Raw genomic sequence first — 17,420 nt, 5'->3', positions numbered from 1 at the left:
TCGGCCATCTGGCCGGTTCCATTCTCGTCAACTTGCGATGCCTCAATGGCGTGGCTCTGCGGGAGGATGCGATGTTGCGACCGGTCATTGGAATTGCCGTGATGGCGCTTGCCTGCATGCTGGCGGGCACGGCTCTGGCGAAGGGCGGTGGCGGTCACGGTGGTGGCGGTCATGGCGGTGGGCACGGCGGCGGCCATGGCGGTGGTCATTTTGGCGGCGGCCACGGCCATTTCGGCGGTCACGGTTTTGGGCACGCGCATGGCGGTGGCGGGCATCACGGGGGGATGCGGTTCGCAACAGGAGCCCGACACGGCGGTGCGAACTTTGGTCAGATCCGCAATGCGGCCGTCCGTCCCGCGAATTTCCGCAATGCCCTCAACCTGCATTCCAGCGCCTTCCGCAACGGCCGGCTGATCGGCAATCCGGCGGTGCGAGCCCAGATCGTAGCCGGAGCCGCACTCGCCGGCTGGCACGGCGCAAGCAGTGGGTGGTGGCAGCATGCGGGGGGCGGCTATGGCTGGGTCGGACCGCTGTTCTGGCCGTTCGCCTATAACGACCTCTACGACTACACGATCTGGGGCGACGGTCTCGGCTTCTGGGGCTACGGCTATCCGGACATCTATGCCGGCATCTTCGCCCCCTATGGCTATGACGGTCTCTCGGCCTATCTGCCGCAACGTCCGCGAGGACGACGGCAAGCGCGAGGTGTTGCACTCGAGCAGCTTTGCGGCAGCGACCGCCGCGAAATCGTCGGTCTGCCGGTGGACCAGATCGCAGCCGCGGTGCAGCCGACGGACGCGCAAGGCGCAAGCCTCGACGATCTCGGCAATGCCTCGATCCAGGCGGCGGAGATGATCCGCACGTCCTGTCCGGCGCAAGTTGCGGCGACAGCGCCCGGTCGGCTGATGGCAATGCAGCAGCGCATCGAGGCGATGGCGAAAGCCGTCGATCTCGTTCAGCCCGCCCTGGACAAATTCTATGGCTCGCTCACCGACGAGCAGAAGGCGCGCTTCAATGCGCTGGCCGAGGATCAGCGCCGCGCGACGGCTTCCAACACCACCAGTGGATCGCTGGTCCGGAATTGCGGAGCATCTGCTGCACTCGATTGGCCGGGCGCCGACATCGAGGCGAGGCTTCATCCCGACGACACCCAGCGCGCTGCGCTGCAGGTGCTCCAGGATACGAGCGCCAAAGTCAGCGCATCGCTCAAGGCGGCCTGCCAGCCCGATGACGTGATGACGCCGCCGGCGCGCATGACCGCGATCCGCAAGCGGCTCGAAACAATGCTGAGCGGCGTCAAATCGGTTCGCGCGGCGCTGGAGGATTTCTACGCCACGCTGAATGACGAGCAGAAGGCGCAGTTCGAGGCGATCGGGCCACGTCGGACATCCTGAACGTGTCGCGAGCCACGGAGTATGGCGGAAAAACCGCCTCGCCGACCTCGATACGGTTCTCTATGCTGGGCTCGGCTGGAGCGCGACGATACAGCGGCTGGAAGACCACGGGTGGCGAGGCGATGAAGTGGTACGCGAAGCAGAAACCGGGGAATATCTGGGACGAAGCGATCGAATGGCCGCTCGGCGACATCGAAGCCGCCGAGCGCATCCGCGCGATCTGCGAGGCCGCTGCAGCGTGCGCGGCAGGCTCCGGGCGCAACAACAAGCATGAAGCCGAACGTTATGAGCGCGCCGCAAAGGTCGCGATGGAAATCGCGATGAATATCTCCGACGGCCTGATGCGCGACGACGCGGTGCATCGCATCGTCAATCTCTGCATGACCGCGAACGACATCAAGACGGCGCAGATCCTGTTTCGCGCCATCCACGCCAGCTGGATCCGCGAAACGGCGCAGCGGGATCACCCGGCGCTGGTGCAGTAGTAGACGACGGCTGTTTCCACGAAGCAGGTGCGCTCCCTCTCCCGCTTGCGGGAGCGGGCTGGGGAGAGGGTCTCTCCGCAACGGGACAATCTCCCAGAGGATAGAGCCCTCACCCGTCGCTGCGCGCCGACCTCTCCCGCAAGCGGGAGAGGTGCACCGAGTTCGCGGCTCGTCCGGTGTGACTTAAGCTGTTATTTGGCTAGTTTGCGCACGGCCTCATCCACACTGTGGAAGACGTGCTCCTTCGGCAGGACGTCGAACAGTTTGAAGCGCTCGAATGCGTCCTGTGCGCGCGCCGATTCCAGCCGCGCCAGCGCGACTGTGACGCCTTGTTCATTGCAGGCCTTGAAGACGTCGAGCAGGATCTGCGCGGCGGTGAAGTCGATCTCGACCATACCGCTTGCCTCCAGCACCAGCAATTGCGGCGTGGCTGTCGTGAGGACTTTGGTTACGTCGCTGCGGAACCCGGGCGCATTGAGGAAGGACAGCGGCGCCTGCAGCCCGATCACGGCGACACCGGCGATGCGCTCGCCGGTGATATGCGGATGCGCCGGCCACCAGATCGTGGTTCCCGGCACGCGCTCGAACTCCACGAGTCTCGCGCGCGTCGTGCTCCAGATGCCGTGCAGCAGCGACAGCACGATGCCGAGAAACGCGCCCTGCTGGATCGGCAGAACGATGATCAGCGCAGCGGTGGCGACGATCAGCAGAAATTCGCTGAACGACTGGCGATAGATCGTCACGATCTGCTTGGTGCGGATGATCCGCAGCGCCACGAACAGCAGGATGCCGCCAAGCGCTGCATCCGGGATGTGCTGCAGCAATCCCGTTCCGAACGCGAGCAACAACAGTACGATCACTGCAGCCGCGAGACCCGCGAGCTGCGATTGTCCGCCGGTCTCCGCGACGATGCCGGTCCGTGGCGGGCTGGCATTGACCGGGAAGGCGCCGAACAGGCCTGACAGCACGCTGCCGGCGCCGGCGCCGAGGAAGTCGCGGTCGACATCGGCGGGCTTGTCGGGATCGGACGGGAACGACCGTGTCGTCGCCGCAGTCTGCACCATCACGACCACGGTGACCACGAAGGCGAGCGGCACCAGCCGCACCCAAAGCTCAGGCGCAAGCACGGGGAAGGTCGGTCGCGGCAGCGTGCCCGGCACGGAGCCTACGACGTTGACGCCCTTGCTCTCGAGGCGGAGTGCGATCGTGACCAGTGTCGCAGCGACAAGCCCGATCAGCGCGCCGGGGATTTTGGCGCTGATCTTCTCGGAGATGAAGACCACAGCCAGCACGCCGAAGCCGATGCAGAACGTGATGGGATTGGTGCGGCCAAGCTCGGTTGCGAGCACGCCGATACGATCGAGTGTCGGCCCGCTCGGCGATTCCAGTCCCAGCACGCCCGGCAATTGCGACACGATGATGTGGACGGAGATGCCGGCGAGGAAGCCGACCATCACTGGCATCGACAGGAGGTTGGCGATGCCACCGAGCCGAAACGCGCCGCCGGCCAGCATCATCGCGCCGACCATCAGTGCCAGCGCGATCGCGAGCCCCTCATATTCAGCTGTGCCGGCCGCAGCGAGTGCGGCAAGCCCACCGGCGAAGATCGGCGTGATCGTGGAATCGGCGCCGCAGGACAGGAAGCGGTTGCCGCCGAGCATTGCAAAGCCGAGCGAGCCCGCCATGAAGGCGAAGAATCCGATCTGCGGCGCGAAGCCACCGAGCCGCGCGGTCGCCATCTGCTCGGGGATGGCGATCGCCGCGAGCGTCAGCCCTGCGATGAGATCGCCGGGCAGGGAATAGGAGGCGAGCGAGCGGAATACCGGCCATGATCCCTTGGCTGATGTCTCGGCATGAGCGTCGTTTGGCATCGGTGTCGAATCCCCGGAAAACGCGTGTCGGTCGGTCAGCCTACCGCATTTCCGGGTTGGGGGGCGGCAGACGGCGGCGGCTCTGCCCCGTCAACAGAAATGTCCGCAAGAGATGCTTGCGGACATTCGTGTCTATCGCAGTGCGGCAACCTCAGTATCTGGTGCCGCGGCCGTAGTCGCCGTGTCCCATCTCGCCGCCACCGCCGCGGCCTCCGCCGCCCATGCCCATGCCCATGCCGAGACCAATCCCGATGCCGATGCCTTGCATCACGGCGCCAGGCGGCGGACCGGGAGGCGGTGCGCGCTCGACGACCACTTCGTCAGGCGGCGGCCGGCGCGGTTTCGGCGGCGTCTCGACGACCTTGCGCTTTGGCGGCGTGTCGTCGACGCGCTTCTTGATGATGGGCGCAACCGTCGGATTGACCGGCGTCGAAGGCGGCGTCGGTGCCGAGCACGGGCAGGTCGGCGCCATGGCGACGGCGACGGGGACCGCAGCGGCCACAACCGGCAAGACATAGTTGCGGTTCTGCACGCGGAGCAGCAGCCGTCGCGCGGTCGCGGCGAGATCGCTGTTGTCCCAGTTCGCGAGATAAGCCTCGTACGAAGCGCGGGTGTTGATCGCTACTGCACGATCCCATGCCAGCATCTGGCGCCGGCGCTCCAGCACCGTGCGCAGGCGCGGCGTTTGGGCGTCCTGCGCGTAGAGCTCGATGTAAGCCTGGTAGGCGGGCACGGTGTCGTCGGCGATCACGAGCTGATAGGCGGCCTTGGCATCCTTGCCCTGCAAATCCTTGCGCCAGTCCTCGACGCTGCGCGTAGTACTGGCGAGGGCCATCGCGTTCGCGCCCGGAGCAGGGGGCTGACCGCTGCTGCTATCACCGCCAAAGAATTTGAAGTCGGTGGTCAGCGACGAACTCTCCCAGGGAATCTGCCGCCCGTCGGTCGATTGCGCCACGGAGATACGAATGCGTTTGAACACTTCCTCGATCGGAATGTTCGGTTGCTTTGCGACGGTCAGCGCCGCCGTGGTGTAGGGACTGTCGGCACCGGAGCCGTCCTCGGCTTCAGCACCGGGCGAAGTCGAGTACGAGATGAAGGAGCCGGGCGCCCCCGCCTTGGTGTCGACGATGGCGAGCCCGTGGCCGGCGCCGCTCAGCGCCGGGAACGGATTGTTGCGGCAGGCATCGAGCATGAAGATGCGCGCCCGCGTCGGCAGCGCGCCGAGCGTGTTGAGCAGATCGTTCAGCCGCACGCCCTGCAGTGGAATATCGGCCTCGCGCTTGGGGTCGAGATCGACCGGCACGAGATAGTTTTCGCCGTCGATCTGCAAGCCGTGGCCGGCATAGAACACCAGCGCGACCGTGTCGGCGCCGCTGGCGCTGACCTTGTCGGCGAAGTCCGAGATCGCCTGGCGCATCTCGCTCTGCGAGAGATTCGGCGCCGCGGTGACCATGAAGCCGGCATTGCCGAGTAGTTCGGCCATACCGTTGGCGTCGTTGGAGGCGTTCGGCAGTGCCGGCACCGTGCGATAGGCGGATTGGCCGATCACCAGCGCAAGCCGCGCTTCGGCCGCGGCCTGTGTCGGTGTCATCAACTCGCTGAGTGCAAGCAGGCCGAAGGCAAGAACTAAATTGCAAAGTGCTGGACGGCGCATGGTGTCACCTCCATTGGAAATGGTGCGAGGATGTCACCTTTCTTAGTCGTCCGCCACGACTCTGTCTGTGTCCTATCTCACGTACGCGCGTGCCGCAAAAAGGGGCAGAGGCTCTGCCGGAGCTGAGGTGTCATGCCGATGTCAAAAAAAGTCCACGGTCCCAGGGCGGGTCTGGCGCAAAGCGCGCAGCCAGGAAACCGATGAAGGCGCGCACCTTCGCCGGCGGCCTTCGATCGGGCAGGTAGACCGCATGCACCGCGGATGACTGTATTTCCGGCTGGTCGAGCGGAAGCGCGACAAGCGTGCCGGCGCGCAGATCGTCGGCGATGATGAAGGTCGGCTGCCGGGCGAGGCCGAGGCCGGCCAGCGTCGCGGCGCGCAGCGCATCGCCATTGTTGGCGCGCAAGGTGCCGCTGATCTGGATCCGGATCTCGCCGTCGATGCCGAACGGCCATTCCGCGGCGCTGCCCTGCTGCGTCAGCGTGTAGCCGAGGCAATTATGCGCGGCAAGGTCGGCGACGGTGCGCGGCGTGCCGTGCTTTGCCAGATAGGAGGGGGCGGCGCAGACCACCAGGCGGTTCGGCGCGAGCTTTCGCGCCACCATGCTGGAGTCGCGCAGCTTGCCGATGCGGATCGCGAGGTCCCAGCCTTCCTCGGCGAGGTCGACGAGGCGATCGTTGAGGCCGAGCTCGATGGTGACCTCGGGGTAGCGTTCCGAGAAGTCCGCAATGAGGGGCGCGATCTGGCGTGTGCCGAACACGACGGGCACGTTGACCTTCAACAATCCGCGTGGCTCGGCACGCTCCCGCGCGACTGCGGCATCGGCCGTCTCCATGTCGGCGAGGATCCGCTCGGAGGATTCCAGATAGAGGCGGCCGGCGTCGGTGATCGACAGCCGCCGCGTGGTGCGGTGGAACAGCTTGATGCCGAGCCGTGCCTCCAGCGAGGCTATGTGCTTGGTGACCATGGTCTGCGACAGACCCATCGCCCGGGCCGCACCGGACAGGCTGCCGTTCGCCGCCACCTTGGCAAAGACTTCCAGGCTGGTCAGCCGGTCGAGCATCTATCTCACTCTGCTGGTGTGAAGTATTTTTCCAGAATAGCCAATTATCGTCCTTCTGAGAATAGATCATAGCTGTGCCCAACAATGGAGACCGCCATGATCGATTCCCGTACCGCTCCCTACGCCGCGCTGGTGCTGCGCGTGACGCTGGGTGCGCTGTTCCTGGCCCATGCCAGTCTGAAACTGTTCGTCTTCACCCCGGCCGGCACGGCAAAGTTCTTCGGCAGCCTCGGCTTCCCGCCCGAGTTCGCCTACCTCGTGATGACTGTCGAAGTCCTCAGCGGCATTGCCCTGATCCTTGGGGTTTGGACCCGTTATGCGGCGCTGGCTGGCATCCCGATCCTGCTCGGCGCGATCTTCACCGTCCACGGCGCCGCCGGGTTCTTCTTCACCAACCCGAAGGGCGGCTGGGAGTACCCCGCGTTCTGGGTGATCGCGCTGGTCACACAGGCGCTGCTCGGCGATGGCGCCTTCGCGCTGCGGCCCTCGCGTAATGTCGAGGCGGCGAACGGACATTTGAGCGTCGCCTCATCGCGCTGACATCATCGCATCATTGAAACGCGAGAGCTGCGGGATCACGGTCCCGCAGCTTTTTGTTGCGTGCCAACGCGCGGCGACCTGCCAAAGCCATCTATCTGCGTTCGGCATTGATCCATACCTGAATTGGATCGATCTGCGTCAATCTTGCATAGCCCGCCGTTCGGTCGCGATGCCGCATGCTCGCAAACATCGGCAAATATAGGCATTCCGCTGCAGTCTCTGCCGGCGCGCCTCTCGCTCGTCCCGTCTCGGCTGTGCTGGCCGCAACCCTTGCCTGCCCCGTCGCTTTGGCCATACAGTCCGCGCAATAGGCCGTGGCTGTGACCGCGGCCGCGAACAAAAAATATTGGGGAGAGACACCATGACTATCGTGCCCGTCAGCCGTCGCACGTTCATCAAGTCGTCGACGGCAGTGACCGCCGGCCTCGTGCTCTCTCCCGCCATCATCGGCCGCGCCGAAGCCGCGACGCTGAAGCTGAAATGCTCCTCCTCGCTGCCGAACGATCCCAAATTCGCCAATGGCCGCGTCTACTACGACAATCTCGTCAAGAATTTGAAGGGCAACGGGCTCGGCGAGCAGGTCGAGGTCGCCTTCTTCCCGGACAACCAGCTCGGTCAGGAAATCGATGTCATCAATTCGGTGAAGCTCGGCGTCATCGATCTCATGGTGTCGGGCTCGTCGATCTCGGCCAATCTGGTGCCGCTGGTCGGCACCTACGATCTCGGCTTCCTGTTCTCGAGCTTCCCGCAGCAGACCAAGGCGTTCGACGCCGGTGCCGCCAAGCCGATCGAGGACGCGCTGCTCAAGGGCAGCAACATCCGCATCATCGCCTGGGCCTATAATTTCGGCTCGCGCAGCGTCTTTGCCAAGAAGCCGGTGAAGACACCGGAGGATCTCGCCGGTCTCAAGATCAGGACGCTGCCCAATCCCGTCATCACGGAATGCCTGCGGCTGATGGGCGCGGCCGCGACGCCGCTGGCGTTCGGCGAAATCTACACGGCGCTGCAGGCCGGCGTGCTCGATGGCCTCGAACACGATCCGCCGACGATCCTCGCCAGCAAGTTCTTCGAAACGGCGAAGTTCTATGCGCTGACGCAGCACAATTTCTCGCCGCTCGCGGTCTATTTCAGCGACATGACCTTCAACCGCATCGATCCGAAGCTGCGCGAGGGCTTTCTCGACGCCGCGAAGAAGGCCGCGGTCGACACGCGGGCCCATGGGCTCGCAGTCGAGAAGGAAGCGCTGGCGGCCCTGACCGAGAAGGGTGTGACGGTGGCCGAATGCGACCGCGAGGCATTCAAGAAGCGCGTAGCGCCGCAGATCGAGAACTTCATCAAGGCGCGGCCGGAGTCCAAGACCGTCATCGACATCATTCGCTCGACGCAAGCCTGAGATGGCCAAATCTGAGTTGACGATGACGGAAGCCGTGCCGCTCTCGGGTGGTCGGCACGGGAGCATCGCCCTTCTGCTTCGCGTGAGTGACGGGATCGCGGCGATTCTTCTGGCCGCCGATCTCGCGGTTGTCTGCGGATCCGTGCTGCTGCGTTTCTGCTTCAACGCGCCGGTCGAATGGTCGGATGACGTCGCGCGCGGCTTGATGGTCGGGTCGGCTTTCTTCGGCGCAGCAAGTGCGCTTGCCCGCGGCGAGAATGTCGGCGTGTCCTTCTTCCGCGATCTGCTGGCGCTACGGCTGCGTACGCTGGTTGACGCCGCCAGCGCCGTGCTCGTCGTGCTGATCTCCGGCTACGTCGCCTATAACGCCATCAAGCTGGGCTCGCTGACGGCGGGGCAGACCACCGGCTCCGGCTTGCCACTGGAATTGACCTTCTATCCGATGGGCGTCGGCGCGCTGTTCATGACGGTGTTCGCGATCGACCAGCTCTGCGCGCGACCGCTGCCTGACATCGCCAGAGGCCTTGTTGCAGTCGCCGTCGTGACTGTCCTCTATCTTGCCTGGGATTATCTGTCGCCGTCCTCGGTGCCGTCGGCGGGCGTGCTGATGCTGATCGGCTTCTTCGCCACGCTGTTCGGCGGCTTGCCGATCGGTTTTGCGCTGGCGCTGGCCGCGCTGATCTTCATCTGGGTCGAGGGCGCGCTGCCCGGCGTGATCTTCGCCCAGCAGATGGCGCGTGGCATCGACAATTTCGTGCTGCTCGCGATCCCGTTCTTCATCCTCGTTGGCTACCTCATGGAAGCCAACGGCATGTCGGTGCGCCTGATCGAACTGCTGCAGCGCGGAGTCGGCCGCATGCGCGGCGGCCTGAACGTCGTGATGGTGGCTTCGATGGTGCTGTTCTCCGGCATCTCGGGTTCGAAGATGGCCGACGTCGCGGCCGTCGGCTCGGTGCTGATCCCGGCGGCGCGCCGCTCGAAGCAGAATCCGGGCAGCGCGGTGGCGCTGCTCGCGGCGTCCGCGGTGATGGCGGAGACGATTCCGCCCTGCATCAACCTGATCATTCTGGGTTTCGTCGCGAACCTGTCGATCGGCGGCCTGTTCATGGCAGGACTGCTGCCGGCGGCGCTGATGGCGGCGGTCCTGATCGCCTTCTCCATCATCTTCGGCAAGACGCCGGCGGACGCCGAGGAGGTCGAGCCGCAGATGCCGGTCTCGGGTCTTTGGAGCGGTGCGATCGCCTCGTTCGGTCTGATCTTCATGATCTTCTTCGGCTTCAAGAGCGGCTTTGCGACGGCAACGGAAATTTCCGCCTTCGCCGTGGCCTACGCGCTCATCGTCGGCAGCGTCGTGTTCCGCGAGCTCAGCTTCAAATCGGCGACGCATAGTTTCGTTCAGGCTGCGACGCGCGCGGGGCTGGTTCTGTTCATCGTCGCCGCCGCGCAATCGCTGGCGTTCACGCTGACCTTGCAACAAGTGCCGCACGCAGTCGGCGACTTCATGCTGGGACTGTCCAAAACGAGCGGCATCTGGCTGTTCATCCTGCTCGCGATCGCCGTGCTGATCGTGATGGGCTCGGTGCTGGAAGGCGCGGCCGCGCTCATCATCTTCGGGCCGCTGCTTCTTCCCGTGGCGGTGCAGCTCGGGATCGATCCCCTGCATTTCGGCGTGGTGCTGGTGATCGCGATGGGTGTCGGCCTGTTCGCGCCGCCGCTCGGGCTTGGGCTCTACGGCGCCTGCCTGATCGGCAATGTGCCGATCGAGCAGACGGTGAAGCCGATCCTGGGCTATCTCGGCCTGTTGTTCCTCTGCCTGCTGGTCATCGCCTTCGTGCCATGGCTCTCGACCGCGTTGCCGCGCGCATTCGGCTACTGAAGGAGTGCCGCCGTGAAAGTCCTGCTGGCCCACACGCCGGAGATGCGCCGCAATTATTACGGCGATCGCAGCCTGAATGGCCTGCGGGCGATTGCGGACGTGATCCTGCACGAAGGTGACCAGGCGCTCGATTCTGCAAGCCTCGTGAATGCGGCAAAAGACGCCGACATCATCGTCGCCGATCGCATGACCGAGGGCCGCGGCGAGATCTTCGCGCAATTGCCGCATCTCCGAGCCTTCGTCCGCTGCGCCGTCGACATCCGCAACGTCGACGTCGATGCCGCCTCGCGAGCCGGCGTGCTGGTGACGCGCGCCGGTCCCGGCTTCGTGCAGGCGGTCGCCGAGCTCGCGGTCGGCTTCATGGTCGATCTGTCGCGCGGCGTGTCGCGGGCCACCGCCGACTACCATGCCGGCCGCAAGCCGGAGGCGCGGATGGGCCGTCAGCTCGCCGGCAGCACGATCGGCATCATCGGTTATGGCAGCATCGGTCGTTACCTCGCCGAGATCGCCAGGGTGATGCGCATGGAGGTGCTCGTCTCCGATCCCTTTGCGGATGTCAGCGACAGTGCGATCAAGCAGGTCGGCCTCGACGAACTCCTGGCGGCGTCCGACTACGTCGTCTGCCTCGCAATCGCCAACGAGCAGACCGAGAAGCTGATCGGAGAGGCGGCACTGGCGCGCATGCAGAAGCATGCCGTCTTCATCAATCTCTCGCGCGGCAACCTCGTCGACGAGGCCGCGCTCGCGAAGTCGCTGCTGGAGAACCGCATCGCCGGTGCGGCGATGGATGTCGGCCGCGCGCCCGACCAGATGCCGACGCCGGAGCTGGCAAAATTTGCAAACGTCGTCGCGACGCCGCATGTCGGCGGGCTGACGCCGCAGGCGATCGAATATCAGTCGCTTGAAACGGTGCGGCAGGTCGACGTCATCATCAAGGGCGAAGCCCCGCAAGGTGCAGTGAACGCCGACCGCTGGACGCGGCGGCCGTGAGTTACCCTACAGCCGGTCGATCGCCCTGAACGATCCGTCCTTCTGGATTACCGTCAGGAACACGTTTGGCGGTGCCGCTCAGGCGGCATTCGCGAAAATGGCTTGACCCGGGCATTCCCAGATGGTCCGAAGGATCGGCCAGGGATGAAATGCAAGAAATGCGGCTTCCGTTCTTCTACGGCTGGGTCGTGGTCGCAGTGACCTTTGTCACCATGGCCATCGGGGTCAACGCGCGCACCGCCTTTTCATTGTTCTATCCGCCCATTCTCTCCGAATTTGGCTGGGAGCGCGGCGTCACCGCGGGCGCCTTCTCCTTCGGGTTCGTTGCGTCCGCTGTTGCCAGCCCACTGATCGGACGGCTGATGGATCGTGCCGGGCCGCGTGCGGTGATGGAGCTCGGCGTGTTGCTGATGGCCGGTGGGCTGCTGCTCGCGCCGCTCACCAGCCAGCCCTGGCACCTCTATCTGACGATCGGCGTCATGGTCGGCGCCGGCTCGGTGTGTCTGGGCTATTCCGGCCAATCGTTGTTCCTGCCGAACTGGTTCATCCGCAAGCGCGGCTTTGCCATCGGCATTGCCTTTGCCGGCGTCGGCATCGGTTCGATGACGCTGCTGCCATGGGTGCAGCACATGATCGAGCAGACCGGCTGGCGTACCGCCTGCACCGCGATGGGCCTGATGATCCTGATCGTGCTGGCGCCGATCAATCTGCTCCTGCGCAAGCGCCCCGAAGACATCGGCCTCCAGCCGGATGGCGACGCAGCGCCTGCTGCGGGTAGCGCAAAGCCGGTCTCCAACGTCGTCGATCCCGTCTGGGCCGCCACCGACTGGACGCTGCGGCGCGCGGTTGCGACGGCACGCTTCTGGTGGATCGCGCTCGGCTATTTCTGCGGCCTGTACATCTGGTACGCGGTGCAGGTGCACCAGACGAAATTCCTGCTCGACATTGGCTTCAGCCCGAGTGTTGCGGTCTGGGCGCTCGGCGCGGTCAGCCTGCTTGGCATTCCCGGCCAGATTTTCCTCGGCCATGTCTCCGACCGGATCGGGCGGGAATGGGTCTGGGCCATCAGCTGCGCCGGCTTTGCGATCTGCTTTGCGGCGCTGATGGCGCTGAAGTTCCAAGCCTCGTTCTGGCTGGTCTGGCTGATGGTGTTCACACAGGGCGCGCTCGGTTATGGCCTCACCTCGATCATGGGCGCGGTCGTGTTCGAGATTTTTCAGGGGCGGCACCAGGGCAGCATTTTTGGCGTGATCATGCTCGCGGGCCTGGCGGGTGGCGCGGCCGGCCCGTGGGTGACCGGCCTGCTCTACGATCGCGCCGGCGACTACACGCTCGCCTTTGCCATCGCCATCGTCGTAAGTCTCCTTTCGGCATTGTCGATCTGGCAAGCCGCGCCCCGCAAGGTGCGGGCCGTGGCTGGGCGGCTGCACAAGCTTCAGACTGCAAAATAAGTTCCGTCTGCACTGGATTGCCTCCGCATCTTTCGCGGAATGTTAAGCATGTTGCGGCTTGGCGGAGCGCAAGCCGGTTGCAAAAACGTCTTGGACACCATCGGAGCGTTAGCTTGGGGCGGATTGCCGCATTTTCCTGATGCTGCCGAGCCCAACGATGTCTGCCTCCGATTGCCCAGTGACCGAAATGCCGGACGTGCTGCGCGCGGCGCTCGAATGCGCCGACGACGGCATCGTCATTGTCGATGGTGCGAATCGCATCACGCATTTCAACGCCGGTGCGGAGCGGGTGTGGAAGCTCGCACGCGCTGACGTGCTCGGCGGCGATGCCGCCGTGCTCACGCTCAAATGCCTTCAGGCCGATCCGGTCGCGGATTTTCGCGACGAGATCAGCCTGATGCGGCGCGACGGCAGCCGGATCAAGACGACGATTGCGCTGTCATCGGCGACGATCGACGGCGCAATCCATTACATCGTGTTTGCGCGTGACGTCACGGCCGACGCCGAACGTCGCGTCAGGATCGGGCTGCTCAACGCGGTCTCGGACCAGACCAATCGCGTGGTAATCATCACCGACGTCGAGCAGAACATCCGCTACGTCAATTCGTCCTTTACGACGCTGTTCGGCTACACCAGCGAGGAGGCCGAGGGACGGCGTGCAGGCGAGCTCATCGCCGGCTGCCATACCAATCGCACCGCCATTGCGAAGCTGGTCAAGCGGCTGCTCGATGGCGGCCGGCGCAGCGAGGTCGAGACGCTGGCCTACACCAAGGACGGCGAGGAGATCTGGGTCTGCGCCCGGGTCGACGCCTTCCGCGACAAGAAGGGCCGCGTCAAACACATCTTCGCGCTGCTCGAGGACATCACCGAATCCCGGCAGCTGCGCTCGCTCCAGCAACTCATCATGGGCGCGCTGGCCGACGAGGTGCCGATCACCGAGATCGCCGACCGGCTATGCCGCCGCGTCGAGCAAATCGCTCCCGACGTCGTTTGTTCGCTGTTGCATATCGATTCCGCCGGCTTGATTCATCCGCTCGGCGGTCCGAGCCTTCCCGAGGACTATTCCCGCGCGCTGGACGGCATCCCGATCGGCCCCAATGTCGGCTCCTGCGGCACCGCCGCCTTCTATGGTGAGCCGGTGCTGGCCGAAGATCTCGACACCGATGCGCGCCGGCAGCCCTATAAGGCCATGCCGCTCGACATCGGCTTGCGCGCCTGCTGGTCGACGCCGATCAAGGCCAAGGACGGTCGCGTCATCGCCACCTTCGCGTTCTACTTCCGTGAGCCGCGGGCGCCGAGCAGCTGGCACCGGCGCATCGTCGATGCCTGCGTCAACCTCGGCGCTTTCGCGATCGAGCGCAAGGAAGCGCGCGCCGAGATCGCGCGGCTCGCCTATCACGACATCCTCACCGGCCTGCCCAACCGCGCGCAATTGCGGCGCCTGATCACCACCGCGATCGCCGCCTGTCCGAACGGCAGCCACGTTGCGCTCGCCTTCCTCGACGTCGATCATTTCAAGGACGTCAACGACACGCTCGGTCACGCCGCGGGCGACGAGCTGCTGATTCAGCTCGCGCAGCGTTTGCGCGAGCAGATCGGGCCCGAAGACATGCTGGGCCGGCTCGGCGGGGACGAGTTCGTCATCCTGCTGCCTGGTCGCAACGCCGAGAGCGCCGAGCGGGTCGCGGCCGACGTTACCCAGGCGCTGGCGGCACCGTTGCGGCTCGGATCGAAGCTGATGCCGATGTCGGCCAGCATCGGTATCAGCCTCTATCCCGACCATGCCACCGACATCGACACGCTGATGCAGCAGGCCGACGCCGCCATGTACATGGCCAAGCAGGCGGGCCGATCGACCCATCGCATGTTCAGTGCCGAGATGAACGGATTGGCCGAGCAGCGGCTGGCGATGATCGCAGCACTCCGCCGCGCCATTGCCGACAATGCACTGAGCCTCAGCTATCAGCCGCAGATTCGCAGTGGCGACGGCGCCATCCACGGCGTCGAGGCGCTGGCGCGCTGGCACGACGCTGCGCTCGGTGATGTCTCGCCGGCGAAATTCATTCCGCTCGCCGAAGAATGCGGCCTGATCGAGCAGATCGGACTGTGGTCTGTGCGCGAAGCCTGCCGGCAAATGGCGAGCTGGCGCCGCGCCGGGCTCAACATTCCCAGCGTCTCGGTGAACTTGTCGCCGATCAATTTCCGCCATGTCGCGCTCGCAGCGCGGCTCGCCGATATCCTGGCCGAGTACGCGCTGCCGGCGGACGCGTTGATGCTGGAGATCACCGAAGGCACCTTCATGCAGGACGGTGCCGCCGCATTGGAAACAATGCAGGCGATCCGCGCGCTCGGCATCGGCCTGTCCGTGGATGATTTCGGCACCGGCTATTCGAGCCTCAGCCGCCTCGCGCATCTGCCGATCCGCGAGCTGAAGATCGACCGCAGCTTTATGCGCGATATCGAGAAGGACGCCGGCGCGCTCGCCATCGCCACCGCCGTGGTCCGCGTCGGCCAGGGCCTCGGCATGACCGTGGTCGCCGAAGGCGTCGAGACCGAAGGCCAGCGCAAGATGCTGGCCGAGCTCGGTTGCGACGTCGTGCAGGGCTTCCTCTATGCCCCCGCGCTCACGCCGGTCGCGTTCGAGCGCTGGCTGATCGAGCATTGCGCCGGGCAGGCGAAGGCGATGCTGGGCAAGCTCAGGCCGGCGGACGCAGCCGCGGTGAAGCGGTCAGCATAGCGCGCGCACTCCGAAATGACACCGGCGACCGCAGCGGCGCCGGTGTCTACCTCGAGGTTTCTGCGGCCGGCTCAGGGCAGCGTGCAATTCACGCGGCGCGAATGAGGCCGAGTTGCTGCAAGGCCGTGACCCCATCGTCAAGACCGATTTCCTCGAGGATCTTTCCGTCCTTGAGTTTCAATACGGTCGTGCCGGTGAATTTCATTTTGCGGCCGGTGTTGGCTGGCAGCGATCCCGCCAGGAAATCACCGAACGCCTGCCCGGTATGCGTTCCTCCGCCCTCCCATCGGCCGACGACGTAGTCGCCTTCCGCGATCAGATCCGCAGCGCCCCAGAAGTTGAGATCGGGGAACGCCTTCCGAAAGTCCGTCATGAACGCCTTGATGTCCTCACGGCCACGCCGAGGTTCGTGGAGCGAATACTGCAGAAGCATGTCCGGCGCAGCGAGTTCATCGACAATTCCGAGGTCGCAAGTCTTGCCCCAGAAATTCGTGAACCACTGACCAACAATGACTTTGTTGTCTTCTTCAATCGACACGATCGTTTCTCCTGTTGAGTGCTTTGTTGCCCGCCATGAGTAGCTATGACGACGGCACCGCTCCCGGCCCACCCGATTCCCGACGACAGGCCACGACTTAAAGATCGACATTCCAAAAACCCAAGATCATTATCCTCGTAGACGTCGCGGCAAACAGCGACGCACCAGGGAGAAACTCAATGCGTTGTTGCATCGCGGTGGCGGTTGTCGCCACCTTCGGCATTCTTTCGACTGCGGCCTCCTGGGCCGCCGACAAGCAGTACGATCCCGGCGCCAGCGATACCGAAATCAAGATAGGACAGACGATGCCCTATAGTGGCCCGGCGTCCGGGTATGGCACGCAGGGCAGGGCCGAGGCCGCCTACTGGAAGATGATCAACAGCCAGGGCGGGATCAACGGCCGGAAAATAACGTTGCTCAGCATGGACGACGGCTACAGCCCGCCGAAGACGGTGGAACAGACGCGCAAGCTCGTCGAGCAGGGCGAAATTCTCGCCAACATCGGGTCACTCGGCACGCCGACGAATTCCGCCATCCAGAAATATCTGAATGGCAAGAAAATTCCTCACATCCTCATTTCCACCGGCGCCTCGAAGTGGAACGATGCGAAGAACTTCCCGTGGACCACGCCTTTCTATCCGCCCTATGCGCAGGAAGCGAAGATCTATGCAAAGTACATCCTCAAGGAGCTTCCCAACGCGAAGATCGGCGTGATTTATCAGAACGATGATTTCGGCAAGGACTACCTCAAAGGCTTCAAGGACGGGCTGAGCGAAAAAGCCGATCTCATCGTCAAGGAGCTCAGCTATGAAGTGACCGATCCCACGATCGATTCCCAGATCGTCAATCTGAAGAGTGCGGGTGCCGATGTCCTGATGACGATCACGACGCCGAAATTCGGCGCGCAGGCGATCCGCAAGGTGACCGATCTCGGCTGGAAGCCGACGCATTTCATCGTGTCGGTCGCAAGCTCGATCGGCGGCGTGCTCGAGCCTGCGGGGCTGGAGGCGTCCACCGGTCTGATCACGGCGCTCGCTACAAAGGTCGTCGGTGATCCCGCATGGGATTCTGATCAGGGCGTGCAGGACTATCTGGCGTTCATGAAGCAGTGGTATCCGGAGGGAAATCCGATCGATGGCAGCAACCAGATCGGTTATATGTCCGCGCAATTCACGGCCATCATCCTCAAGAACTGCGGCGACGTGCTGACGCGCGAGAATGTGCTGAAGCAGGCCACGAACATCAGCAAGGTATCGCTGCCGTTACTCCTTCCCGGAATCACGGTCTCGGTGTCGCCGACCGACTATTCCACTTACGACACGTTCAAGCTCGCGAAGTTCGACGGCAAGACGTGGAAGTTCTTCGGAGAAAACCTCAGCACGGCATCGCGCTGACGACAGGTCCGTAAATCAAGCGGACGCAGCGGCT

Annotated in this window: 13 protein-coding genes; 9 read left to right on the top strand and 4 right to left on the bottom strand. The window is 64.4% G+C overall.

From position 1 onward, the window contains the following. The first annotated feature begins 71 nt into the window (after positions 1-71). A complete protein-coding gene (locus tag K3F49_RS05965) occupies positions 72-1,394 on the top strand; it encodes a Spy/CpxP family protein refolding chaperone (protein WP_234679953.1) in 1,323 nt (440 codons plus the stop codon). 122 nt (positions 1,395-1,516) lie between these two features. Then, positions 1,517-1,879, top strand: a complete 363-nt coding sequence (locus tag K3F49_RS05960) for a hypothetical protein (protein ID WP_234680582.1) — start codon at positions 1,517-1,519, stop codon at positions 1,877-1,879. Between the two features lie 191 nt (positions 1,880-2,070). Here the strand turns inward: K3F49_RS05960 and K3F49_RS05955 are convergent, their stop codons facing one another. The 3 genes from K3F49_RS05955 to K3F49_RS05945 form a co-directional block, all read right to left on the bottom strand. After that, positions 2,071-3,750, bottom strand: a complete 1,680-nt coding sequence (locus K3F49_RS05955; protein WP_234679952.1) for a SulP family inorganic anion transporter — start codon at positions 3,748-3,750, stop codon at positions 2,071-2,073. 151 nt (positions 3,751-3,901) lie between these two features. After that, complete coding sequence (locus K3F49_RS05950) at positions 3,902-5,404, bottom strand: caspase family protein (RefSeq protein ID WP_234679951.1); 1,503 nt, start codon at positions 5,402-5,404, stop codon at positions 3,902-3,904. Positions 5,405-5,534: 130 nt separating this feature from the next. After that, positions 5,535-6,467 carry a LysR family transcriptional regulator gene (locus tag K3F49_RS05945; protein WP_234679950.1) on the bottom strand — a complete coding sequence of 311 codons (933 nt, stop codon included), beginning with the start codon at positions 6,465-6,467 and terminating at the stop codon, positions 5,535-5,537. A 96-nt stretch (positions 6,468-6,563) separates the two neighbouring features. Between K3F49_RS05945 and K3F49_RS05940 the strand changes: the two genes are divergently transcribed. The 6 genes from K3F49_RS05940 to K3F49_RS05915 all read left to right on the top strand — a co-directional run bounded on the left by K3F49_RS05940 (position 6,564) and on the right by K3F49_RS05915 (position 15,454). Continuing rightward, a complete protein-coding gene (locus tag K3F49_RS05940) occupies positions 6,564-7,007 on the top strand; it encodes a DoxX family protein (RefSeq protein WP_234679949.1) in 444 nt (147 codons plus the stop codon). A 361-nt stretch (positions 7,008-7,368) separates the two neighbouring features. Next, entirely contained in the window at positions 7,369-8,400 is a 1,032-nt protein-coding gene (locus tag K3F49_RS05935) for a TRAP transporter substrate-binding protein (protein ID WP_234679948.1), read from the top strand. Between the two features lie 22 nt (positions 8,401-8,422). Next, positions 8,423-10,276, top strand: coding sequence for a TRAP transporter large permease (locus tag K3F49_RS05930; protein WP_234680581.1), 1,854 nt, complete (start codon positions 8,423-8,425; stop codon positions 10,274-10,276). A 12-nt stretch (positions 10,277-10,288) separates the two neighbouring features. Next, positions 10,289-11,266: a hydroxyacid dehydrogenase gene (locus K3F49_RS05925; RefSeq protein ID WP_234679947.1), complete on the top strand. Its 978-nt coding sequence runs from the start codon at positions 10,289-10,291 to the stop codon at positions 11,264-11,266. Positions 11,267-11,424: 158 nt separating this feature from the next. Continuing rightward, positions 11,425-12,717 carry an MFS transporter gene (locus K3F49_RS05920; protein ID WP_234679946.1) on the top strand — a complete coding sequence of 431 codons (1,293 nt, stop codon included), beginning with the start codon at positions 11,425-11,427 and terminating at the stop codon, positions 12,715-12,717. 157 nt (positions 12,718-12,874) lie between these two features. Beyond that, complete coding sequence (locus K3F49_RS05915) at positions 12,875-15,454, top strand: EAL domain-containing protein (RefSeq protein ID WP_234679945.1); 2,580 nt, start codon at positions 12,875-12,877, stop codon at positions 15,452-15,454. A gap of 88 nt (positions 15,455-15,542) precedes the next feature. Here K3F49_RS05915 and K3F49_RS05910 read toward each other — a convergent pair whose 3' ends face one another. Further along, positions 15,543-15,992, bottom strand: a complete 450-nt coding sequence (locus K3F49_RS05910) for an ester cyclase (RefSeq protein ID WP_234679944.1) — start codon at positions 15,990-15,992, stop codon at positions 15,543-15,545. Positions 15,993-16,171: 179 nt separating this feature from the next. Between K3F49_RS05910 and K3F49_RS05905 the strand changes: the two genes are divergently transcribed. After that, a complete protein-coding gene (locus tag K3F49_RS05905; protein WP_234679943.1) occupies positions 16,172-17,386 on the top strand; it encodes an ABC transporter substrate-binding protein in 1,215 nt (404 codons plus the stop codon). The last annotated feature ends 34 nt before the right edge of the window (positions 17,387-17,420 follow it).

It is taken from the genome of Bradyrhizobium monzae, assembly GCF_021458635.1.
Taxonomy (GTDB): domain Bacteria; phylum Pseudomonadota; class Alphaproteobacteria; order Rhizobiales; family Xanthobacteraceae; genus Bradyrhizobium.
This window is presented reverse-complemented; position numbering and strand designations above follow the sequence as displayed.